27 protein-coding genes, 1 tRNA gene and 1 other annotated feature are annotated in these 22,204 nt (G+C 37.4%); of the genes, 26 read left to right on the top strand and 2 right to left on the bottom strand.

From position 1 onward, the window contains the following. Positions 1-6: 6 nt before the first annotated feature. Positions 7-183: a DUF3042 family protein gene (locus AC6UD4_RS03435; RefSeq protein WP_500693688.1), complete on the bottom strand. Its 177-nt coding sequence runs from the start codon at positions 181-183 to the stop codon at positions 7-9. 92 nt (positions 184-275) lie between these two features. Here AC6UD4_RS03435 and miaA point away from each other — a divergent pair, with 92 nt between their 5' ends. The 24 genes from miaA (at position 276) to AC6UD4_RS03315 (ending at position 19,658) form a co-directional block, all read left to right on the top strand. Further along, the gene (gene miaA / locus AC6UD4_RS03430) at positions 276-1,196 is read left to right on the top strand and encodes a tRNA (adenosine(37)-N6)-dimethylallyltransferase MiaA (protein WP_500693689.1); all 921 of its coding nucleotides are present in this window, start codon (positions 276-278) and stop codon (positions 1,194-1,196) included. After that, a complete protein-coding gene (locus AC6UD4_RS03425; RefSeq protein WP_500693690.1) occupies positions 1,186-1,707 on the top strand; it encodes a hypothetical protein in 522 nt (173 codons plus the stop codon). The genes miaA and AC6UD4_RS03425 overlap by 11 nt, the downstream gene beginning before the upstream one ends. A gap of 74 nt (positions 1,708-1,781) precedes the next feature. After that, positions 1,782-1,855: transfer RNA gene (locus tag AC6UD4_RS03420), tRNA-Arg, on the top strand. Between the two features lie 99 nt (positions 1,856-1,954). Then, positions 1,955-2,027, top strand: a sequence feature (ribosomal protein L21 leader region). 16 nt (positions 2,028-2,043) lie between these two features. After that, positions 2,044-2,352: a 50S ribosomal protein L21 gene (gene rplU / locus AC6UD4_RS03415; protein ID WP_500693691.1), complete on the top strand. Its 309-nt coding sequence runs from the start codon at positions 2,044-2,046 to the stop codon at positions 2,350-2,352. A 5-nt stretch (positions 2,353-2,357) separates the two neighbouring features. Further along, positions 2,358-2,678, top strand: coding sequence for a ribosomal-processing cysteine protease Prp (locus AC6UD4_RS03410; RefSeq protein WP_500693692.1), 321 nt, complete (start codon positions 2,358-2,360; stop codon positions 2,676-2,678). Positions 2,679-2,704: 26 nt separating this feature from the next. After that, entirely contained in the window at positions 2,705-3,001 is a 297-nt protein-coding gene (rpmA, locus tag AC6UD4_RS03405) for a 50S ribosomal protein L27 (protein WP_010021538.1), read from the top strand. Positions 3,002-3,115: 114 nt separating this feature from the next. Beyond that, complete coding sequence (efp, locus tag AC6UD4_RS03400) at positions 3,116-3,676, top strand: elongation factor P (RefSeq protein WP_039143941.1); 561 nt, start codon at positions 3,116-3,118, stop codon at positions 3,674-3,676. A 43-nt stretch (positions 3,677-3,719) separates the two neighbouring features. Continuing rightward, positions 3,720-4,148, top strand: coding sequence for an Asp23/Gls24 family envelope stress response protein (locus tag AC6UD4_RS03395; RefSeq protein ID WP_500693693.1), 429 nt, complete (start codon positions 3,720-3,722; stop codon positions 4,146-4,148). Beyond that, positions 4,145-4,543: a transcription antitermination factor NusB gene (gene nusB, locus AC6UD4_RS03390; protein WP_500693694.1), complete on the top strand. Its 399-nt coding sequence runs from the start codon at positions 4,145-4,147 to the stop codon at positions 4,541-4,543. The genes AC6UD4_RS03395 and nusB overlap by 4 nt, the downstream gene beginning before the upstream one ends. A 94-nt stretch (positions 4,544-4,637) precedes the next feature. After that, positions 4,638-5,501 (top strand): bifunctional 5,10-methylenetetrahydrofolate dehydrogenase/5,10-methenyltetrahydrofolate cyclohydrolase, encoded by an 864-nt coding sequence (locus tag AC6UD4_RS03385; protein ID WP_500693695.1) that lies wholly within the window; start codon positions 4,638-4,640, stop codon positions 5,499-5,501. After that, positions 5,491-6,840 (top strand): exodeoxyribonuclease VII large subunit, encoded by a 1,350-nt coding sequence (gene xseA / locus AC6UD4_RS03380; RefSeq protein WP_500693696.1) that lies wholly within the window; start codon positions 5,491-5,493, stop codon positions 6,838-6,840. Before AC6UD4_RS03385 ends, xseA begins: the two co-directional genes overlap by 11 nt. Further along, on the top strand, positions 6,840-7,091 hold the full coding sequence (locus AC6UD4_RS03375) for an exodeoxyribonuclease VII small subunit (RefSeq protein ID WP_500693697.1): 252 nt from the start codon (positions 6,840-6,842) through the stop codon (positions 7,089-7,091). The genes xseA and AC6UD4_RS03375 overlap by 1 nt, the downstream gene beginning before the upstream one ends. Continuing rightward, positions 7,078-7,950: a polyprenyl synthetase family protein gene (locus AC6UD4_RS03370; protein WP_500693698.1), complete on the top strand. Its 873-nt coding sequence runs from the start codon at positions 7,078-7,080 to the stop codon at positions 7,948-7,950. Before AC6UD4_RS03375 ends, AC6UD4_RS03370 begins: the two co-directional genes overlap by 14 nt. 7 nt (positions 7,951-7,957) lie before the next feature. Continuing rightward, entirely contained in the window at positions 7,958-8,776 is an 819-nt protein-coding gene (locus AC6UD4_RS03365) for a TlyA family RNA methyltransferase (RefSeq protein ID WP_500693699.1), read from the top strand. 12 nt (positions 8,777-8,788) lie between these two features. Next, on the top strand, positions 8,789-10,495 hold the full coding sequence (gene recN / locus AC6UD4_RS03360; protein WP_500693700.1) for a DNA repair protein RecN: 1,707 nt from the start codon (positions 8,789-8,791) through the stop codon (positions 10,493-10,495). 82 nt (positions 10,496-10,577) lie between these two features. Then, entirely contained in the window at positions 10,578-11,195 is a 618-nt protein-coding gene (gmk, locus tag AC6UD4_RS03355; protein WP_500693701.1) for a guanylate kinase, read from the top strand. Next, on the top strand, positions 11,195-11,398 hold the full coding sequence (gene rpoZ / locus AC6UD4_RS03350; RefSeq protein ID WP_500693702.1) for a DNA-directed RNA polymerase subunit omega: 204 nt from the start codon (positions 11,195-11,197) through the stop codon (positions 11,396-11,398). Before gmk ends, rpoZ begins: the two co-directional genes overlap by 1 nt. 104 nt (positions 11,399-11,502) lie before the next feature. Further along, positions 11,503-12,708, top strand: a complete 1,206-nt coding sequence (coaBC, locus tag AC6UD4_RS03345; RefSeq protein WP_500709629.1) for a bifunctional phosphopantothenoylcysteine decarboxylase/phosphopantothenate--cysteine ligase CoaBC — start codon at positions 11,503-11,505, stop codon at positions 12,706-12,708. A 20-nt stretch (positions 12,709-12,728) separates the two neighbouring features. Then, positions 12,729-15,152 (top strand): primosomal protein N', encoded by a 2,424-nt coding sequence (gene priA / locus AC6UD4_RS03340; protein WP_500693704.1) that lies wholly within the window; start codon positions 12,729-12,731, stop codon positions 15,150-15,152. A gap of 10 nt (positions 15,153-15,162) precedes the next feature. After that, positions 15,163-16,107, top strand: coding sequence for a methionyl-tRNA formyltransferase (gene fmt, locus AC6UD4_RS03335; protein ID WP_500693705.1), 945 nt, complete (start codon positions 15,163-15,165; stop codon positions 16,105-16,107). Then, positions 16,094-17,434 (top strand): 16S rRNA (cytosine(967)-C(5))-methyltransferase RsmB, encoded by a 1,341-nt coding sequence (gene rsmB, locus AC6UD4_RS03330; RefSeq protein ID WP_500693706.1) that lies wholly within the window; start codon positions 16,094-16,096, stop codon positions 17,432-17,434. The genes fmt and rsmB overlap by 14 nt, the downstream gene beginning before the upstream one ends. A 9-nt stretch (positions 17,435-17,443) precedes the next feature. Next, positions 17,444-18,349, top strand: a complete 906-nt coding sequence (rsgA, locus tag AC6UD4_RS03325) for a ribosome small subunit-dependent GTPase A (protein WP_500693707.1) — start codon at positions 17,444-17,446, stop codon at positions 18,347-18,349. Between the two features lie 2 nt (positions 18,350-18,351). Continuing rightward, complete coding sequence (rpe, locus tag AC6UD4_RS03320; protein ID WP_500693708.1) at positions 18,352-19,011, top strand: ribulose-phosphate 3-epimerase; 660 nt, start codon at positions 18,352-18,354, stop codon at positions 19,009-19,011. Positions 19,012-19,013: 2 nt separating this feature from the next. Next, a complete protein-coding gene (locus AC6UD4_RS03315) occupies positions 19,014-19,658 on the top strand; it encodes a thiamine diphosphokinase (RefSeq protein WP_500693709.1) in 645 nt (214 codons plus the stop codon). Between the two features lie 62 nt (positions 19,659-19,720). On the opposite strand, the gene rpmB is transcribed toward AC6UD4_RS03315, so the two are convergent. Continuing rightward, positions 19,721-19,906 (bottom strand): 50S ribosomal protein L28, encoded by a 186-nt coding sequence (gene rpmB, locus AC6UD4_RS03310; RefSeq protein ID WP_500693710.1) that lies wholly within the window; start codon positions 19,904-19,906, stop codon positions 19,721-19,723. 193 nt (positions 19,907-20,099) lie between these two features. Here rpmB and AC6UD4_RS03305 point away from each other — a divergent pair, with 193 nt between their 5' ends. Then, the gene (locus AC6UD4_RS03305) at positions 20,100-20,462 is read left to right on the top strand and encodes an Asp23/Gls24 family envelope stress response protein (RefSeq protein ID WP_500693711.1); all 363 of its coding nucleotides are present in this window, start codon (positions 20,100-20,102) and stop codon (positions 20,460-20,462) included. 30 nt (positions 20,463-20,492) lie between these two features. Beyond that, positions 20,493-22,193 carry a DAK2 domain-containing protein gene (locus AC6UD4_RS03300; RefSeq protein WP_500693712.1) on the top strand — a complete coding sequence of 567 codons (1,701 nt, stop codon included), beginning with the start codon at positions 20,493-20,495 and terminating at the stop codon, positions 22,191-22,193. The last annotated feature ends 11 nt before the right edge of the window (positions 22,194-22,204 follow it).

Raw genomic sequence — 22,204 nt, 5'->3', positions numbered from 1 at the left:
TAATAATTAACTTAAATGAGCTGAATGACTTTTTCTGTTTGCTCTTTTACGGTTTTCATTAATTTTGGACTCTTGTTCCTCCATTGGTTGAACCACCGTTTTCTTGAATGAAAGCCAAACTCCTGCAGCGATTCCAATACATGCTGCAACTCCCGTAGTAAATCCTTGTGTAAATTTACTCATAGTCATTGCCTCCTTTTTTATTATCTACTTGTCTATTATGCGTTATTTGCGCTAATATATCCAGTATAGAACATCATTAATTAGGTGAATTTATGAACAAATTATTAGCGATTGTTGGTCCAACGGCTGTTGGAAAAACGGACTTATCAATTAAAATTGCAAAACAGTTTAATGGAGAAATTATTTCTGGCGACTCAATGCAGGTTTACCGTCATCTAGATATTGGGACTGCCAAGATTTCTCGAACGGAGCAACAGGGAATTCCTCATTATTTAATAAACATCATTGATGTTGACGAACAATATTCGGTGGTTGATTTTGTTGAAGCTGCTGAAAAATTAATTAAGGAAATTACGAATCGAGGGCATCTTCCAATTATTGTTGGTGGCACTGGATTTTATCTTAATTCACTCTTAAGGGGATTAAATTTAGGAAGTAAGAATGATCCTGAAATTAGAGCAACATTGATTAATGAACTTAACGAATTTGGTCCAATGAAAATGTGGGATAAATTAAATCAGGTTGATCCCGTAACGGCATCAAAGACACCTATGCAAAACACACGACGCATTTTACGGGCTCTCGAAGTATACCTTGTTAGTGGAAAACCAATTTCCAAGCAGGATAATCAGGGACAGCAGTATGATGAATTGATTGTGGGACTTAATACGCGTCGTGATGTCCTATACCAGCGGATTAATCAACGAGTAGACCAGATGATGGAAAACGGGTTAATTAAAGAAAATAAATGGCTTTTTGAAAATGGTGGGAGTAAAATTCCTGCTAGTAAGGGAATTGGGTATCGAGAATTCATCCCTTATTTCAATGGTAACGAAAGTTTGGATCGAGTAGTAGAAGATGTTAAGCAAGACTCAAGACACTACGCTAAGAGACAACTAACGTGGTTTAGAAACAAGATGGACGTTACTTGGTATGATTTAGTTCAACATCCCGAAGAAATTACTCAAATTAAACAACAAATTAAGGAGTGGCAAAACAATAATGGATATTAACAAAATGGTTTCGGACACAGTCAACTTATATCGGCAGTTAGATGCTAAGAATCAAACAATTTGGAAACCTGGAACTCATGTTTCAAGTTCTTATGTTTCTTTAGACATTCACTTTTCTGAATTGGCTAAAAATTCTGGGATGCTTAAAACGGACATCACTAGTTCTGAGAATAATCGTGACAACCAGCTCGAAAGTTACATTAGGACTTTCAGGGATTTTTTGCTAATTGCTAACCTACAAAGTTGGGTGGATGTGATTACTGTGGATGATGAGATGTTAAATAAGTTATCAGGAATGAAAAAGACTGACGACCTTAATTCTTTGTATTTGTCGATGCTGAATATGTTACTAAAAAGTTATTATGAGAAAAGCAAGATTGGATATAAGCACGCTTGGACTTTATTCTTAAAGTTCGGCATTGTTGATTTAGGCTTTAGCCCAGATACAATCATCGATAGATTTAATAGTCTACTGCAAGATGATTTAAAGCTGGTTTTAAATGATCATTAAATCAAGCAATGTACTAAAAACCATTGACTTATAGTTCGATATTCAATATAATTATTCTTGTTGTTTGAGTTTATGTCGCAGTAGCTCAGCTGGATAGAGCAACGGTCTTCTAAACCGTAGGTCGAGCGTTCGAATCGCTCCTGCGACATCTCGAAAAAAGGCACACGCTTAATATCTGGCGTGTCCTTTTTTTATTTGACTTATAACATTAATTTTTATATACTTATGATGTTGTAATTGTGGACTTCCACAGCTACAACCGCTCAGTTTGAGTTTTAAAGCCCAGTGGGCACTTAATACTGGCGAGTCTAAGCAAATTATAAGGAGGTGCACTACATGTACGCAATTATTGAAACAGGTGGCAAGCAATACAAAGTTTCTGAAGGTGAAGCCATCTTTGTTGAAAAACTTGATGCTAACGAAGGTGACAAGGTTACTTTTGATGATGTTGTCTTTGTTAGTGGCAAAACCCCTAAGGTTGGTTCACCATTAGTCGATGGTGCTTCAGTCGAAGGAAAAGTTGATAAGCAAGGTAAGGGTAAGAAGATCCGTATCTTTAGATACAAACCTAAAAAGGGTGCTCAATCAAAGAAGGGTCATAGACAACCTTATACTAAGGTTACTATCAACAAGATTAACGCTTAAGTCGTATGATTAAAGCTACATTTGATTTAAATCATAATTTAATAACTGGATTTAAAGTGACTGGCCACGCTGATTCTGGTGAGTATGGGCATGATATCGTCTGTGCAGCAGTATCAGCGTTAGCAATTTCTTCTGTGAACGGGTTAATTACCGTTTGTGACATTGATCCATATGTAGAACAGGATGAAAAAAATGGAGGATATCTCCAAGTTAAGATTCCGGTTGAACATTTGAATGATGTTAAGGTCCAAACGTTACTTAAAAGCTTTATGAATGGACTTATGGATATTTCAAAACAGTATTCGAATTACGTTGAAGTAAAATAACACTTTTAATTTGGAGGTGTAAACGCATGTTAAAAATGAATCTACAATTTTTCTCTCACCATAAAACCGGTGGTTCATCATCTAACGGTCGTGACTCAGCTGGACGTCGTTTAGGGACTAAAGCTGCTGATGGCTCATCAGTAACAACTGGTACAATTTTATACCGTCAACGTGGAACTCATATCTATCCAGGTAAGAACGTTAAACGTGGTGGAGATGACACATTATTTGCTTTAGTTGATGGGATTGTTCGTTTCGAACGTTTAGGTCGTGACAAACGTCAAGTTTCTGTTTACCCTGAAGCAGAAGTAGCAACTAAGTAAATCCAAAGAGGCCTAGCGTTAATGCAGGGGTCTCTTTTTTTATCAATATCGTAACTTGCTTTTACGTGATCGATATTGATATGATAGGAACATAAATATGTGGGAGGCATGAAAATGTCAATTTCAATTGTAAAAGTAAAAAATGGTATGACCATTCAAGCTGACAATAACATCTGGAAGATTGTTAGTTTTCAACACGTAAAGCCCGGTAAGGGTGGAGCATTTGTTCGTACTAAGTTAAAGAATTTAAGGACGGGAGCCGTTCAGGAAAAGACTTTCAGAGCTAGTGCTAAAGTTGAAAAAGCTAACATTGAAACCAAAAAGATGCAATACCTCTACGATGATGGTAGTGGCCTTGTCTTTATGGACATGGATAATTATGAACAACTAACGATTCCAAGAGAGCAAGTTAAAGAAGAAATGAACTACTTACAAGAGAATATGGAAGTTCAAGTTATTCAGTATGGCGGTGAAACTCTGGGAGTTGAAGTGCCTAAGACGGTCACACTTGAAGTAGCGGATACTGAACCTGGAATTAAGGGTGATACTGCTTCTGGTGGATCAAAACCTGCTACTATGACCACTGGTTTAACGCTTCAAGTTCCATTCTTTGTAAATAAGGGTGATAAGTTAGTGATCAATACTGATGACGGTACTTACATTTCTCGGGCATAATGGTCAGAAGGATCTGATTGTTTAGCCAATTGGGGGTTATATTATGGCAGCAGACGAAAGTTTCATTACACTCGACAATAAGAAATCAGACCTAGGGTCGATTAAAATTGCACCTCGTGTGATTGAGGTCATTGCTGGAATTGCGGCCGTGCAAGTTGAAGGAGTTAACCGGATGCGTGGTAGTTTTTCTTCCAGTGTTAACGAATTATTTGGAAGAAAAGAGCGCGGTAAGGGCATCAGATTAGCAATTGAGAATGGCAAATTGAATGTTGATATTTTTGTATACCTAAATTACGGGGTTTCGGTTCCTAAAGTTGCTTTAGAGATTCAAAATCAAGTAAAACAACAGTTGTTGTTTATGACTGACCTTCGTATCGGTTCCGTAAATGTTCACGTTGAAGGAATGATTCCTCCAAAGAGTACTGGTAAAGTTGATACTGATAAATTATTCGATAATGAGGATAAAAAGTGAAAATAAGTCGACATCAAATTAGAGAGTTAGCTTTTCAAACCTTATTTGCGATGGAAAGTAATGATGCTGTTGAACCAAGTGAATTTTTTGATTATCTTACTAATGAAGATGTAAGGGCACCAGAATATTACTTGGAAATCGTTAATGGGGTAAGAGAGCATAAGAGTGAACTTGATAAGATCATTACGGATCACTTAGCGAATAAATGGTCGATTGATCGAATTAGTAAAGCTGACCTAATTATCTTAAGAATTGCGCTGTATGAAATTAAGTATGAAGAAGCAACGCCAAATAAGGTTGCCATTAATGAAGCTTTAGAATTAGCTAAAAAGTTTTGTGATGATAAGTCACGAAACTTTATTAATGGCGTTTTAGATAGTGCGATTGAAAAATAAGAACCCGTGATGGGTTCTTATTTTTTTACATTTAGCTAGAACAAAAATAATATGCTAAAATTGTACTAATAATAATGTATCGGGAGATGTTTTCGTGGTTAGCATAATTGATGGCAGAAAGGTTGCAAAAGACCTGAACTTAAAAACAAAAAAGCGAGTTTTTAAACTAAAACAAGCTGGAATTACTCCAGGATTAGCGGTAGTAATCGTTGGAAATGACCAGGCAAGTCAAAGATATGTTCGAAGCAAAGAAAAAAAGGCAACAGAGTTAGGCATCTATTCCATTAAGAAAGCTTTACCTGAATCAACCACGCAAGACGAATTGATCCAAATTGTGAGAAGTTTGAATGAGAACCCTGAAATCAATGGAATCTTAGTTCAATCGCCACTTCCTGATCATATTAACGAAGACAAAGTGATTGAGGCAATTGATCCTACAAAAGATGTGGATGGTTTTCATCCCGTTAATGTCGGTAAGTTATTTCTTAATCTTAAGGAGAATTACCCGGTTGCATGTACTCCGAAGGGCATTATGACTTTACTATCGGAGTACCATATTGACTTAGATGGTAAAAACGTTGTGATTGTTGGCCGTAGTTCAATTGTTGGAAAGCCAATGTTAGCTTTGATGCTTAACGCCGATGCAACTGTGATTGACGTTCATAGTCACACTGATGATGTTTCAAAGTACACGAAGCAAGCTGATGTAGTTATTTCAGCGGTCGGCAAGTATGCCATATTAAATGATGATGATTTTAAACCAGGTGCCGTTGTTATTGATGTTGGTCAAAATATGGATGAGAATGGTAAATTGGCTGGCGACGTCGAATACAAATCAAAAAGTGACAATATCGAATATATCACTCCGGTGCCGGGTGGCGTAGGACCAATGACAATCGCAACCTTGATGCAACAAACGGTTGATATGTGTGAATGGAGCAAAAAGAGTGGCAAGTAAATATTTAACTGTATCAGCTTTGACGCAGTATATCAAAAAGAAATTTGACGTTGACCCATACCTAGGACGAGTTTACCTTACCGGTGAAATCTCCAACTTTCGCTTGCGACCAACTCATCAATATTTTAGTTTAAAGGATGACAACTCAAAAATTAACGTTACCATGTTTAAATCGGCCTTCTCTAAGGTTAAATTCATGCCAAAAGAGGGAATGAAAGTCCTTGTTACTGGACATGTTTCCGTGTATGAAAAAACCGGAATGTATCAGTTTTATATTGATCACATGGAACCGGATGGAGTGGGTCAACTTTATGAAGCCTACGAACAGTTAAAAAATAAACTTGCCAAAGAGGGCTTGTTTGAGGAAATTCATAAAAAACCTCTTCCAATGTATCCTAAGAGAATTGCCGTAGTCACGTCTCAAAGTGGTGCAGTTATTAAGGACATCATCACCACCGTTAGACGGAGATTCCCGATTGCTCAAATTGTTTTGTTTCCAGCAGCTGTTCAGGGTGAGAATGCAGCGAGTGAGATCGCTCATCAAATTAACCGAGTCAACGAAATTGGCGGCTTCGATACTCTTATTATTGGTCGTGGTGGTGGTTCTATTGAAGATTTATGGCCATTTAATGAAGAAATTGTCGCAAGAGCTATTTATAATAGTAAAATTCCAGTGATTTCATCAGTTGGACATGAAACTGATACAACGATTGCTGATTTAGTTTCTGACAAACGGGCAGCAACCCCGACCGCAGCTGCGGAGTTGGCAGTTCCTGTGCTTAGTGATGTAATTCTTGATTTAAAGACTAAACAGACTAGGATTTATAATGCCATGGATAACATTTTGGCCCGTTCGAGGTCACAATACGATAAAGTAATGAATTCTTACGTTTTTAACCAGCCCGAACGTCTTTATGAATCCTATGTCCAGCAATTAGATACTTTAAATACCAAACTGGGTACTAACATGAAAGATTTACTAAATCATTACCATAATCAACTTCAAGCTTATTTAGAACAACTAAAATTAAACTCACCGGTTCATAGCATCAATGCAAACCAAAAACAGGTTAATTATTATCTTGAATCGATGAAAAAGTCCGTTCAAGTGATTTTGAAAACAAAACGGAATCAGTTAAATTCAAACGTCAGTGCACTCGATCATCTAAGCCCACTACGTTTAATGAGTTCTGGATATGGGATGGTTACAAACGATCATGATAAATTAGTTAAGTCGGCTAAGGATTTAAAAAGGGATGAACACATTCGTATTCAGTTCAGTGATGGAAGCGCTAGTGCAACCGTTGATCATGTTGGACTTAAAGGAGACTGTAAATAATGGCAGATAAAAAACCAACTTTTGAAGAAAATATGGATAAATTAGAAGAAATTGTTAATCAACTTGAACAGGGGGACGTACCTTTAGAAAAAGCCCTTTCAGAATTTAAAGATGGAGTTGAGTTAAGTAACGAAATGCAAAAGACACTTTCAAATGCACAAAAAACGCTTACTAAAATGATGGATGACAGTGATAATGAAATCCCATTTGATCGTGATCAACAAGGTGGAGACAGTGATGACACCCAATAAACAAACTCTTTCAGAATTTAAAGATAAATATATTCCGAAAATCGATCAAACTTTAGAAACAAACATTGATAAGTCGAGCTCGATAAAATTAATTGTAGATGCCATGAAATATTCTTTGATGGCTGGTGGAAAACGATTACGACCATTATTGACGTTAGCCACCCTAAAAACTTTGAATTACGAAGTTGACGAGTCCACCATTAAAACCAGTTCTGCGGTTGAGTTAGTTCATACCTATTCTTTAATTCATGATGATCTACCAGCCATGGACAATGATGATTATCGTCGTGGTCAACTCTCCAATCACAAAAAATTTGGCGCTGATATTGCAACTTTAGCTGGAGACGGATTGTTGACGTTAGCGTTTAACTGGCTTTCAAGAGCTGATTTGTCAGCTGTAAAAAGAGTTCAATTGATTCAGTTATTGTCCCATGCTGCTGGTCCAGATGGAATGGTAGCTGGTCAAACTGTAGATGTTAGTTCAGATAACCAACATTTGAATCTGGATGAATTAATGCATTTACATAGAAACAAAACCGGTGAGCTGTTTCATTATTGTGTTATAGCAGGGGCGATCATTGCTGATGCTGATAAAGCAAGTCGGGAATGTTTATCTGCGTTTGCTTGGAATTTTGGGCTAGCATTTCAAATATTTGATGATATTAAAGATGCTCCTAACCTTGAAAATCAGGATGATGTTGATAAAAATACGTATGTAAATTTGTTGGGAATTAATGGAGCAATTCAAAAATTAGATGAGACTGTTAGTAAAAGTCAAGAGGCATTAAGTAAGTTGCCGGATGAATTTTCACCCGATTTGTTAGATTCATTTTTATCTTATTTTGTGGTGAAAAAGTGAGGTTATAATGGCAAAGGATAAAGAGCGGGTTGATGTCTTACTTGTCAAGCAAGGATTGTTTGACACACGCGAAAGGGCAAAAAGAGCCGTCATGGCTGGTGAAGTACTTGGAAAAAATGAACAACGCATGGATAAGCCTGGGGTGAAGATTCCAGTTGAAACCAAGCTGCATTTAAAGGGCAATGCACTTCCCTTTGTCAGTCGGGGTGGATTAAAATTAGCAAAAGCACTCAAAAGTTTTAATATTAGTGTTCGTGATAGAATCGTTTTGGACATCGGATCCTCCACCGGGGGGTTTACGGATGTAATGTTACAAAATGGAGCTAAATTGAGTTACGCCTTAGATGTTGGGACAAACCAATTAGTTTGGAAGCTTAGAAATGACCCTCGTGTTGTTGTAATGGAGAATACTAATTTTCGGTACAGTAAACCAGAAGATTTTACTTGTGGAGAACCTAGTTTCGCCTCAATTGACGTTTCTTTTATTTCTCTTAAATTAATTTTAAAGCCCTTAAAATCAATTTTAGCTAAAAATGGGGAAGTAGTGGCATTAATAAAACCCCAGTTTGAGGCTGGTCGTGGAAACGTTGGTAAGCATGGCATTGTAAGGGACAAAAACGTGCATAAACAGGTGATTAATAACGTCATTCAGTTTGCGACTGAGGCTGGTTTTTCTGTTTTAGGACTTGATTTTTCTCCCATCAAGGGTGGTGAAGGAAATATCGAATTCTTGATTTATCTAAAGTCATCTGATGACCCTGAAGTAGGAAACGATGTTGCAGTTGATGGTGTCATGGATCGGGCTTATAAAAGTTTAAATAATTAAGAAGGTGAGAAGTTGTTACAGGAAATTTCAATCAAAGACTTTGCGATTATTGATCAATTGGAAGTTAATTTTTACTCAGGGATGACAGTTCTGTCAGGAGAAACTGGTGCAGGAAAGTCGATTATTATTGATGCCGTTGGTCTACTTGCTGGTGGTAGGGGATCGTCTCACTTTATTAGAAAGGGTGCGAACAAATCAATTTTACAGGGAATGTTTGCTATTCCTAAAGATGGTCTTACTGCTCATGTGTTGGATAAATTTGGGATCGAACATGATGATGATACGGTAATTTTACAGCGTGAATTATATCGTAATGGCCGCAACGTATGTCGCATCAATGGTATATTGGTGAATACAAATACGCTAAAAAAAGTTGGCGAAACTTTGGTTGATATTTATGGACAAAATGAACATCAAGCGCTGATGCAACCTGATAAGCACATTGGGTTACTTGATGAATTTGCTGGCGACAGCCTCAAACCTACGCTTAAGCTTTATCAGGAACAATATGAAAAATACCTTAAATTAAAGAAAGAATTAAATAATAAAAATAAAAATGAAAAAGAATGGGCTCAACGCATTGATATGCTTAAGTACCAGGTAAATGAAATTGAAACGGCTGATTTAACGGATGGCGAAGAAGAAGATCTGATAGCCGAAAGGGATCGTTTAAATAATTTTCAAGCCATTAGCGATAGTCTAGGAAGAAGTTTTAATGATATTAATGGTGATGAAAGTATTAGTCCGATTGATATGATCGGGGATGCCATGAATGCTCTTGAAGATTTAGAACGGTTAGATGATGAGTTTAAGTCAATTTCTGAGAATGTTAAAAATGCTTATTATACGCTACAAGATGCTTCTGGAGAGATTAGTAATCAGATGGATAATTTGGAGTTTGACCCTGACCGATTGAACGAAGTTGAGCAACGCTTAAATACTATTTTTGAGTTAAAACGAAAATACGGTGATTCGATTAAACAGATTTTAAAGTATTACGATAAAATCTCTGGTGAATTAACTGATATGGAGACGGATGAAAAGAGTGGCAATAATTTAGAAGAACGCTTCAATGCTTCCGTCAAAGAATTAAATAAACTTGGGAAAAAGTTAAGTGATATTAGACATCAGCAAGCCGAAAAGTTAACGGCTGAAATTCATCAACAATTATCTGATTTGTACATGGATAAAACGCAGTTCGAAGTTCGTTTTTCCAATTTACCTAAAGATACTTTTAATCGAAATGGAATTGAAGAAGTTGAGTTTTACATCCGAACGAATCCGGGTGAGGACATGGCACCGTTATCCAAAATTGCCTCAGGTGGTGAACTTTCTCGAATTATGTTAGCTCTTAAAACGATTTTTTCCCGCGTCCAAGGAGTAACTTCAATCGTGTTTGACGAGGTAGATACGGGGGTTTCGGGAAGAGTGGCTCAAGCAATTGCTGATAAAATTAGTGCAATTGGTAAGAAATCCCAGGTTTTGTGTATCACCCATCTGCCACAGGTTGCCGCCATGGCTGATAATCATGATTTCATCTCGAAGCATGTTGATTCTAATAATCGAACGGAAACTTCGGTTCAACCCTTATCAGGTGAGCAACGAGTTAAGGAACTTGCTAGAATGTTAGCAGGAACCACAGTTACTAAGTTAACCATGGAACACGCTTCTGAACTTTTAAACTTGGCCAATCAACAAAAAAGACAAAAAATTAAATAGCATTCATTTTATCTCTTATTGATTAATTGATTTATAAATTGCATAATATATATAAAGAAGTTACGAAAAAGGAGCGGTTTAAGTGAGTGAAAGAGGAATGTTAATTGTTCTTTCTGGTCCAAGTGGAGTGGGGAAGGGAACGGTTAGAAAAGCCCTTTTTAATGAGCCTGATGTCGATTTCAAGTATTCAATCTCGATGACTACCAGAAAACCCCGTGAGGGAGAAGTTAACGGGGTTGATTATTACTTTGTTTCAAAGGATCAATTTGAACAGAATATTAAAAATGGTAAGATGCTGGAGTATGCTAAGTATGTTGACAATTACTATGGCACCCCGTTACAATACGTAAACGAGACATTAGATTCAGGAAGAGATGTTTTTCTGGAAATTGAAGTTAATGGTGCCATGCAGGTGCGTGCCAACTGCCCCGATGGAGTTTTTATTTTCCTAACTCCACCTGACATTGATTCACTTAGGGATCGTTTGGTTGGCCGTGGGACTGATGATATTGAAGTTATCAACAAACGAATTGAAAAAGCTTCTAAGGAAATCCGAATGATGCAAAACTATGATTATGCAGTTGTGAATGATAAGGTTTCAAATGCGGTAGACCGAATTAAAACAATTGTTAAAAGTGAACGTTTAAAGGTAAACCGTGTTATGCCAAATTATCTTAATAAATTAGGAGATGAAGTTTAATGTTTATTTATCCACCACTTGAAGATTTATTGCAACACGTTGATTCAAGATATTCGCTCGTTATGTTAGCCAGCAAAAGAGCTGAAGAACTTGATCAAGGTGCGAAACCACTGCTTTCCCATTATAAGTCAGTAAAATCAGTTGGAATGGCGTTGGAAGAAATTGCTGCCGGCGTGTTAACCATCGCTCCAAAAAGTAAGTAAGAAAGGACTTTTGTGATGAATCTCATCACAGGGTCTTTTTTTATTAAATGAATAATAAGGGATGTGTAGTATAATTAATAAGAAATACTTTGGAGGGTATAATTTTGTTAAACGGGAAGCAAATTGTCTTATTTGTATCTGGTAGCGTTGCTGCTTATAAGGCAGTTTATTTATTGAGACTTTTAAAAAAGAATGGTGCTAGTGTCAAAGTTGTAATGACACCGTTTGCCAAACGATTTGTCTCGAAATTAACTTTTCAAGTTTTATCGAAGAATGATGTCTATGATGATCAAAGTTATTTTGATGACTCAACAACGATTAATCATATTGGGCTAGCTAAATGGGCCGATTTGGCAATTGTTGCCCCTGCTACCGCTGATTTTATTTCTAAAACAGCAAATGGGATTGCGGATGATTTTGCAAGTACGACTATGTTAGCCATGGAGTGCCCCAAGTATTTTGCGCCAGCAATGAATGATGTCATGCTAAAAAATCCAGCTACCCAAAGAAATCTTCAAAGATTAAAAGATGATGGTATCGAATTTATTGAGCCACAAGTTGGTCCACTAGCCGAAGGATATTCAGCTCTAGGTCGACTTGCTGAACCAGAAGAAATTTATCAGTTTGTGGTTAGTCAATTAAGTGATCATGATGACCAACCTCTTTCTGGGGTTAATATACTAGTAACTGCTGGTGGTACTAGAGAACCAATTGATCCGGTTAGGTACTTATCAAATAATTCATCAGGAAAGATGGGATATGCAATTGCTGAGGTTGCTAAAGAAATGGGGGCTAAAGTGACACTTGTAAGTGCCAACAGTCAGTGCCAGATTCCAGATGGTGTGAAAGTTATCAAAGTTAGTTCTGCTGATCAACTGGAGCACCAGGTACAACGCTTATTTTCAGATAATCAGGTTTTGATTATGGCTGCTGCAGTTAGTGATTTTAAACCTGCTCATGCGGAAAAACAAAAAATCAAGAAGGATCAAGACCATGATTCTTTAGATCTCCATCTAATTAAGAACGATGATATTGTTCCAAAAGTGGCACAACAGAAGAACCCTAATCAGGTGGTGGTCGGTTTTGCGGCCGAGACCAATGATCCTCTTAAAAATGCTAAGCAAAAGTTGATGAAAAAGAAATTAGACCTAGTGGTATTAAATGATGTTTCCAATTCATTAATTGGTTTTAATAGTGATGATAATCAGGTTTCAATCATCTCAAAGGATGGTTTGGTCAAAAAGACAGAAGTTGAGTCTAAATTAAAAGTTGCTAGTGAAGTGTTAAATGTCGTTGTTGACCTTTTATAGCTAATCTGTAATATGCAAGAATGGAAAGAAGGGGTAATTTGAAAATTGCAAAAGTGATTGTTGATGTTCCGACCATGCAAACAAATGTACCCTATTCATACTTAATTCCTACTGGATTAGAAGATCAACTGAAACGAGGCATGAGGGTCATTGTTCCATTTGGGAATGGAAACAGAAAAGTTGAAGGTTTTGTCGTTGATATTACAGATGAGAAACCGGACCAGCTTAAGCAACTCAAAAAGATTGATAGTACCATGGATTTGAGCCCAGTGTTGAACGACGAAATGATTGAACTTTCTAAGTGGTTGGCTGATACAACTTATTCTTTTCGAATTAGTTGTCTTTTGACCATGCTTCCTAATGCGATGAAGGCAAGATATACAACCTATGTAAAAGCAACTGGAAATCTTGCCGATCAAGAGCTTAATGATAAGTTTAAGGACCAGAGTATGGTTCCGTTTGACAAGGAGCATTTTAATAGTACTGAGATGGGGAAACTTGCTAAGTTACGTAAGAACAATAAAATCCAAGTGATTTACAAAGTTCAAAATGATGCCAAAAAGAAAACGGAAACGGCCATTTTAAATCAATTAAGTGATTTTGGTCAGGCAAAAAAACAACTTCGTAAGAATGCCACTTCTCAATTAAAATTACTTTCTGTATTAGAGCACCATACTGATCAACCAATTATTCAGACCCATCTCGTTAATGATCTTAAAATATCTAATTCGGCGATTAATAGTTTTGAAAAGAAGAATTGGATAAAAAAAGTTCAGGTTGAGAAGTATCGTGATCCGTACAAACATGATATTACAATTGATCAACCAAAAAAGTTAACCGTTGATCAAGCACATGCCGTTCGTGAAATTGATCGTTCCATTGAAGCCCATCGAAATGAAACCTATCTACTTGAAGGAGTAACTGGATCAGGTAAGACTGAGGTTTATCTTCAATCCATCCAAAAGGCTCTGGATTTAGGTGAGACGGCGTTGATGTTAGTTCCAGAGATTTCTTTAACCCCCCAGATGGTTAATCGAGTTAAAAATCGGTTTGGTAATCAAGTTGCTGTAATTCATAGTGGTTTGTCAACTGGGGAAAAGTATGATGAGTGGCGTAGAATTAATAATGGAAAGGCAAAGGTAGTAGTAGGGGCAAGATCAGCAGTTTTTGCTCCTCTTTCTGATATTGGGATTATTATTCTTGATGAGGAACACGATACAAGTTACAAGCAGGATGATAATCCGCGTTATCACACGCGGGATGTTGCCATTTGGCGTGGCAATTATCATCATTGCCCAGTCGTACTTGGGAGTGCAACACCTTCGCTTGAGTCAAGGGCTCGTGCCGGAAAGGGAGTTTATAGATTTTTACGCCTTCCCGATCGCATTAATCAAAGGCGTTTACCAGAAGTTTCAGTTGTTGACATGACCAGAGAGGAAGAGACTCATGATGGAATCTTTTCGCACCAATTACTTAGTGCGATTAAGCAAACAATTGAAAAGCACGAACAAGTAGTGTTAATGCTTAATCGTCGGGGATTCTCGTCTTTTCTGATGTGTCGAGATTGTGGCTATGTTTTAAAGTGTCCCAACTGTGATATTTCTTTGACGCTTCACATGGATTCTCATACGATGAAGTGTCACTACTGCGGATTTGAGGAACCAATTCCTAAGTATTGTCCCAACTGTCACAGTAAAAATATTCGTTACTTTGGTACTGGAACTGAAAGGGTAGAGCGACAATTACATGAACTCATTTCAAAAGCGCGAGTAATCAGAATGGATGTCGATACAACCCGGAAAAAGGGTTCTCATGAGAAGTTACTTCGTGAATTTGGTGAACATCATGCTGATGTTTTACTAGGAACGCAGATGATTGCTAAGGGACTGGATTTTCCGAATGTAACTTTGGTGGGGGTATTAAATGCTGATACTGGATTGGATTTACCTGATTTTCGTTCTAGTGAACGAACGTTTGATTTATTAACTCAAGTTTCCGGACGAGCTGGACGAGCTGATAAGGATGGAGAAGTCATTATTCAGACCTATAATCCAGATAATTATGTGATTCAATTGGCTAAAGACCAGGATTATGAAGCATTTTATCAAAAAGAAATGCATTTAAGACATTTAGCTGATTATTCTCCATACTTCTTTACCATTAAAGTTTCAATTAGTTCACTAAATGAGAGGCAGGCGGCTAATGAATCTTATGAGGTTGCTAATTATCTTAAAAAGTCGCTTGATCAAACTACCATTATTTTGGGGCCAACCCCTAGGCCGATTGCTCGAATGAAAAAACGTTATTATTTCCAAATCATTATTAAGTACAAACGTGACTTAAAGCTCAATGAAAGCTTAAAGCATATTTTACAAATATCACAAAAAGAAGTTAGAAAGGGTTTACGGATCGGGATTGATCCAGAACCAGTCAGTTTTATGTAGGTGAATTATTATGAAATCAATTGTATTTATGGGAACGCCTGAATTTAGTGTTCCAATCCTAAAAGCTTTAAATCAGAACTACAAAGTGTTGGCAGTGGTAACCCAGCCAGATCGACCGGTTGGGCGAAAACATCAAATTGAAGAATCACCGGTTAAGAAAGCTAGTCAAGATTTGGGGTTACCGGTACTACAACCGCAAAAATTAGGTGGAAGTCCCGAAATGGAAGAAATTATTCAAATGAAGCCAGATTTTATTATAACTGCTGCATTTGGCCAATTTTTGCCGACTAAATTGCTTGAAGCAGCGCAAATTGCGGATATCAATGTTCATGGATCTTTACTGCCGAAATATCGTGGTGGGGCTCCGGTTCAATATGCCATTATGAACGGAGATAAAGAAACCGGAATTTCGATCATGTACATGGTCAAAAAGATGGATGCTGGTGATGTTTTAGCTCAACAACCTGTTAAGATTGAAAACACCGACGATACTGATAGTATGTTTAAAAAGTTGAGTTTAGTGGGACGTGACCTTCTCTTAAAGACTTTAAAAGAAGTTATTAATGGAACTGCACATTCCCAAAAACAGGATGAAGAGCAAGTTGTGTTTTCGCCAAACATTAAGCGAGAACAAGAAGAGTTAGATTTTTCTCAACCTGCTAGTTTGGTTGATGCAAAAGTCAGAGCGTTAAGACCCGATCCGACCGCATTTGCAATGGTAAATGGGAAACCAAATAAGATTTGGAAAACAACGGTTATTGATGAGCAGACTGATTTAGATCCTGGTCAGGTGGTTAGTAAAGATAAACACCATTTAAAAATTGCTGCTGGGAACGGAACGGTTTTGGGAATTGAAGAAATTCAACCGTCTGGGAAGTCAAAAAAATCAATTACCGAATATTTGAACGGCAACCAGAAATTAGAAATTGGAGATCAATTTATTGACAGAAAATAACTCAAGTAATCCACGATACTTAGCCGTAAGAACACTAGAGCGTGTTCATGGCGGTGCATATTCTAATCTTCAAATCAACAATGTGATCGATTCTAGCACGATGAGTCCCAAAGATATTTCTCTGTATACTAATATCGTTTATGGTGTGATTCAGCACCGGTTAACGTTAGCTTATTATGTTGACCATTTAGTAAAAAGATCTGACAAACTTGATGGTTGGGTCAAAGAATTACTGTATACGGCAATTTATCAAATGCAGTATTTAGACAAAATACCAGATCGTGCGATTTTTGATGAATCAATTAAGATTGCCAAAAAGCGTGGGCATGATGGTATTAGACGACTTGTTACCGGAGTCCTTCACTACATCCAACGAAATGGATTGCCTCCAATTGATAAAATTAAAGACACTGCCACTTACGACTCAATCTTTTATAGTGTTCCGCTGTGGATTGTAAAGCAACTTAATGAGCAACTTGGTATGGATAAGACGGTTGATATACTTAAAAGTATTAATCAGCCAGCTAAGCAATCAGTCCGGGTGAACCATCGTAAGATTTCTGATGATGACTTAAAGAAGAAATTTTTCCAAGAGGGATATGAGGTTAAGAGTAGTGAAGTAGCTGATCATGCGCTTATCTTATCCGGTAAAAGTGCTAGTGGTAGTCCTCTGTTTAAAGAGGGTTTGTTTACGATTCAGGACGAAAGTGCCATGTTGCCAGTTCAATCCATGGACATTAGAAATGATGACTATGTACTAGATGCTTGTGCGGCTCCTGGTGGTAAAACCACGCAAATTGCTGAATATTTGACTACTGGTAAGGTTGAAGCTTTAGATCTGCACCTCAAAAAATTAACCAAAATTGAGCAAAATGCAGCCCGAATGGGTGTGAAAGATAATATTGAAGTTCATGCCATTGACGCTCGTAATGTTTCTGAATTATTTGGTGAAAGTACTTTTGATAAAATCCTGGTTGATGCTCCCTGTTCGGGACTTGGATTGATGAGGCGTAAACCAGAGATTAGATACGATAAGACACTTGATGACGTTTTACATCTTGTAAAGATTCAAACTGAAATTTTGAATGCTGTGGCACCAACACTCAAAGTGGGCGGACAGTTGGTATTTAGTACATGTACCATCATGAATCAAGAAAATAGTGAGAATGTCGGCAGGTTTTTAGATCAGCACCAAAACTTTAAACCGGTTTGGGTTAAGACAAGAAAAGACCTAAAGCCAAATCGTGATACAGATGCTTTAAAAATTTATCCAGACGACTATGATTCTGATGGCTTCTTTATCGCGGGCTTTCAGAGGATTCAATAGGAGATTAATGTGAGAAAAGGCAAGATTTATCAATCTTTGAGTGGGTTCTATGACGTTGAGTCCGATGAAAAAATGTACCGGACGAGAGCACGAGGGAACTTTAGAAAAAGAAATATTAAACCCATCGTTGGCGACCTGGTTGAGTTTGATGAAACTAATGTGAACGAGGGATACATTTTAAGGGTTTTACCACGGTTTAATCAATTAGTTAGACCACCAGTTGCTAATACTGATCAAGCAATTGTAGTTAATTCAGCCATTGAACCTGCTTTTTCTTTCTCACTATTAGATAAGCAACTTGTGGCCCTCGAAAAGCAGAAGATTATCCCAATTATTTATCTTAGTAAGACTGACTTGTTAACGTCAAAAGTGCAGGTTGATTTTTTTAAAACGGTTGCGGCTGATTATAGGAAAATTGGTTATGAAGTTGTGTTGCCTGATAAAAAAGATGATGTAAATGCAGTGAGCGATGTTTCGAAGTTACTTCCTCACAAACAATCAATCGTAATGGGTCAGACTGGGTCAGGAAAATCAACACTGCTTAACGAAATTGACCCTAAGTTAAAGCTTAAAACTGGAGTCGTATCTAAGTCTTTAAGTCGAGGGAAGCATACCACTAGGAAGGTGTCTTTACTAACGGTAAATGGCGGCTTGATTGCTGACACACCAGGCTTCTCTTCTTTTGATACTTTGGAAATTAAGTCAAATGAATTAAAAAATTATTTTCCGGAATTTGTACGTGCTTCACCCAACTGTAAGTTTCGTGAATGTCTGCATGTTAATGAACCTGGTTGTGCCGTGAAAGCTGGGGTTGAAAGTGGTACAATTCTATCGAGCAGGTATGATGATTATCTGCAAGAATATCATTTATTAAAAGCACAAAAGCCAATTTATAATAAGAAAAGAGGAAATTAAACATGATTAAAGTTGCTCCTTCAATTTTAAGTGCGGATTACGTAAACCTACAAAAAGACATTGAAAAGGTCGATAAGGGTGGTGCGGAATTACTACATATCGATGTTATGGATGGGATGTTTGTTCCAGCGATTGCCTATGGTCCAGGCTGGGTCAAAGAGATTCGCCCCATTACTGGATTAACACTTGACTGTCATTTAATGATTGAGAATCCTGAAAGATATATTGATACTTTTGCTGATGCTAACGCAGATATTATTGGGGTTCATGTTGAATCAACTCCCCATATTCATCGTGCTCTTCAAATGATTAAAGATAAAAACGTTAAAGCTGAAGTGGTAATTAATCCGGGAACCCCAGTGGAGATGATTAAGCCAGTCTTGTACATGGTTGATCAAGTTCTTGTGATGACTGTTAATCCCGGATTTGGTGGTCAAAAGTTTATTCCTGAAACGATTAGTAAGGTTAGAGAATTAAATAAATTACGTGAAGAAAATGATTCATATTCCTATGACATTGAAATTGATGGTGGAGTTAACAATAAGACGGTGGTTGACGCCTATAAAGCTGGTGCAAACGTCGCTGTAGCTGGCTCATATGTTTTTGATGCAGAAGATCCTGCTGCTCGTATTCAGGCTCTTAAGAACGCTACTAATTTTTAGTTATGAATAAGGTAAATGTCGTTGTTGGGGGACCAATTGAGTTATGGCCATCTAACTTAAAGACTAAAAAAATAAAGGGTCCCTTCATTGGGGTTGATCGAGGAAGTTTACGACTAATCAAATTGGGCATTATTCCTGAATACGCTGTTGGTGACTTCGATTCGGTTTCAGATTCGGAATTTAAAATAATATTACAAAAAGCCAAGCACGTTATTCGGGTTGATCCGGTAAAGGATGAGACTGATACTGAATTGGGTATCAGGACCGCTGGCAAGTATTTTCCTAAGAATGAGATCGATATTTATGGCTTTTCAGGCGGGCGTCTTGATCACTTGCTGACCAATTTTTTGATGGTCTTAAAGCCAAATATTAAACCCTATCTTTCAAGGCTGAGACTCATTGATAGTCAAAATGTAATCCGATACTTTCTAAGTGGGTCGTATCATATTAAGAAAATCACTGGAATGAAATATTTAGACTTTTGTCCGCTGTTACCAATGCATTTAACGCTCAATGATGAAAGATATCAATTAAATCATCATTGGGTGGGGTATCCAACTTCTTATTCAAGTAATGAATTTATTGGAGATAGTGCTTCGTTTGTTTTTGATGAAGGAGTATTGATGGTGATTCAAAGCCGAGACTAAAAAACAGTACAACCATTCAATGGTTGTACTGTTTTTTAATTAATTAATTAAAATAATAATGATTATACTCTGGTAATCTTACCAGATTTTAAAGTTCTGGCACTAACCCAAACACGTTTGGGCTTACCATCAACTAAGATGCGTACCTTTTGTAGGTTTGGCTTCCAACTTCTTCTTGATGAGTTTAAAGCGTGAGAACGACGATTGCCGAAATGAGTTCTCTTACCATTAATTTGATCCTTAGCCATAATATCCCTCCTTACTTTGGAATTCTTTTATATTCAATAGTTCACCTAAATAACTTACCATAATACCGTCATAAATGCAAAGTTTCTTTCAAGTAAATGTCCTTGACACCATGATTCATATTTTTGTTTTATAATGGGGTGTGGTAACATTAGATATCGTTATGAGCTCGAAAGGATAAGGGGGATGCAAACGATGGCTGTAAAGTTAAACACTCAATATGGATCAATTGATATTGATAATGATGTAATTGCTACAGTAGTCGGCGGTGCCGCAACTGATAATTATGGAGTTGTTGGCATGGCTAGCAAAAACCAATTTAAAGATAATATGAATGAAATTCTTCGAAAGGATAGTTACTCAAAAGGAGTAGTTGTCAGAGAAGTTAACAAGAAAGTTCAAGTTGACGTCAACGTCATTGTGAGTTATGGAACCAAGATCTCTGAAGTTTCTCGTAATGTTCAGTCAAAAGTTAAATATAATTTGGAATCGATGTTAGGGATTAATTCGGATTCAGTAAACGTAATTGTTCAGGGTGTTAAGGTTATTAACGACTAGTGGTTTGAGTATAAGGAGGATTTGATAATAGTGTCATTAACTAAGATTACTACTAAAGAGTTCGACCAAATGGTTCAAGCCGCCGCGGTCGTTCTTAATAATAATACGGATTTTATTAATTCGTTAAATGTTTTCCCAGTTCCAGACGGAGACACTGGAACGAACATGAGTTTGTCATTATCAAGTGGGGAAAGTTACGTCGATAAATCAAATGATGATACGATTGGCGGTAAAGCTTCTGCACTTGCTAAGGGGCTATTAATGGGAGCTCGAGGTAACTCTGGTGTCATTATGTCTCAGATTTTCCGTGGTTTTGCAAAAAACGTTGAAGGTAAAAAGGATCTTGATGCTCAAGAATTTGCAGATGCTATTATCGCTGGAGCTAAGACTGCTTATAGTTCGGTCATGAAGCCCACTGAAGGGACCATCTTGACGGTAGTTAGACTAGCTGCTAAAGCTGGTGAAAATACTGCTTCAGATACTGATGATGTTATAAAGGTAATGGACTCAATTCTTGATGCTTCTGAGAAAGCTCTTAAAAAAACTCCAGATCTTCTCCCAGTATTAAAGCAAGTGGGAGTGGTGGATTCTGGTGGACAAGGATTGGTATTTGTTTTTCAAGCTTTTGATGATGTTTTAAATGGTCGAAAGATTGAAGACAAAGGTGAACATCAACCTAATTCTGAAGAAATGAACGAAATGATTGATGTTGAGCATCATAAGAGTGCTCAAGGTAAATTAAACCCAGCAGACATTGTTTATGGGTATTGTACCCAAATTATGGTGCGAATTGGGAAGGGAAAGCAGGTTACCCAGAAATTCGACTACGATACTTTTTATAACTATCTGGCGAAATTAGGGGACTCGCTTTTGGTTATTAATGATGATGAAGTGGTTCGCGTTCACGTTCACACGGAGCATCCTGGCAAGGTCTTGTCGTGGGGACAACAATTTGGTGACTTAGCAACCGTTAAAGTTGATAACATGCGACTGCAACAAGAATCAATCATGGAAAGCGATGAAAAAGCTCAAAAGACCGATGATTTAAAGGAAGAAAAAGAGCATAAAAAGCCGCGTGACTTAGCAATTATTGCGGTGGTTGCGGGAGCAGGTTTAGAGAAGCTCTTTAAGAGCTTAGGAGTAACTAACATCATTAGTGGTGGACAAACGATGAACCCTAGTACGCAAGATATTGTTGACGCTGTTAATAACAGTAATGCTAAAAAAGCGATCGTTCTCCCTAACAATAAGAATATTTTCCTATCGGCAGAGCAAGCCCAGGGAATCACAGACATTCCGATGGAAGTTGTCCACACCAAGACAATCCCACAAGGATTAACCGCGATGTTCTCATTTGATCCTGATAATACTTTTAAAGAAAACCAAACCCAGATGGACGACTCTTTAGATACCGTTAAAAGTGGCCAAGTGACGACTGCTGTTCGTGATACAAAGATTAATGGAATGGACATTAAAAAGGGTAGTTACATGGGAATTATTGATGGAGACATTCAGGTCCTTGGTTCTTCTTTAGATGATGCAGCTATTAAGATGCTGAAAAAAATGTTAGATGATGATAGCGAAAACGTTACGATTATTTTTGGAAAAGACGCTGATCAGGATGATGCTGATAAAGTTTCGAATGCTGCCTTATCAGTGGACGATGAATTAGAAGTTGAGACTCATGAGGGGGATCAACCAGTTTATCCGTTGATTATTTCCGTTGAATAGGTAATATTATA

It is taken from the genome of Fructilactobacillus sp. X3R5C2 (genome assembly GCF_059901175.1).
The sequence above is the reverse complement of the archived record's forward strand: the minus strand, read 5'-3'. Positions and strand labels throughout refer to the sequence as shown.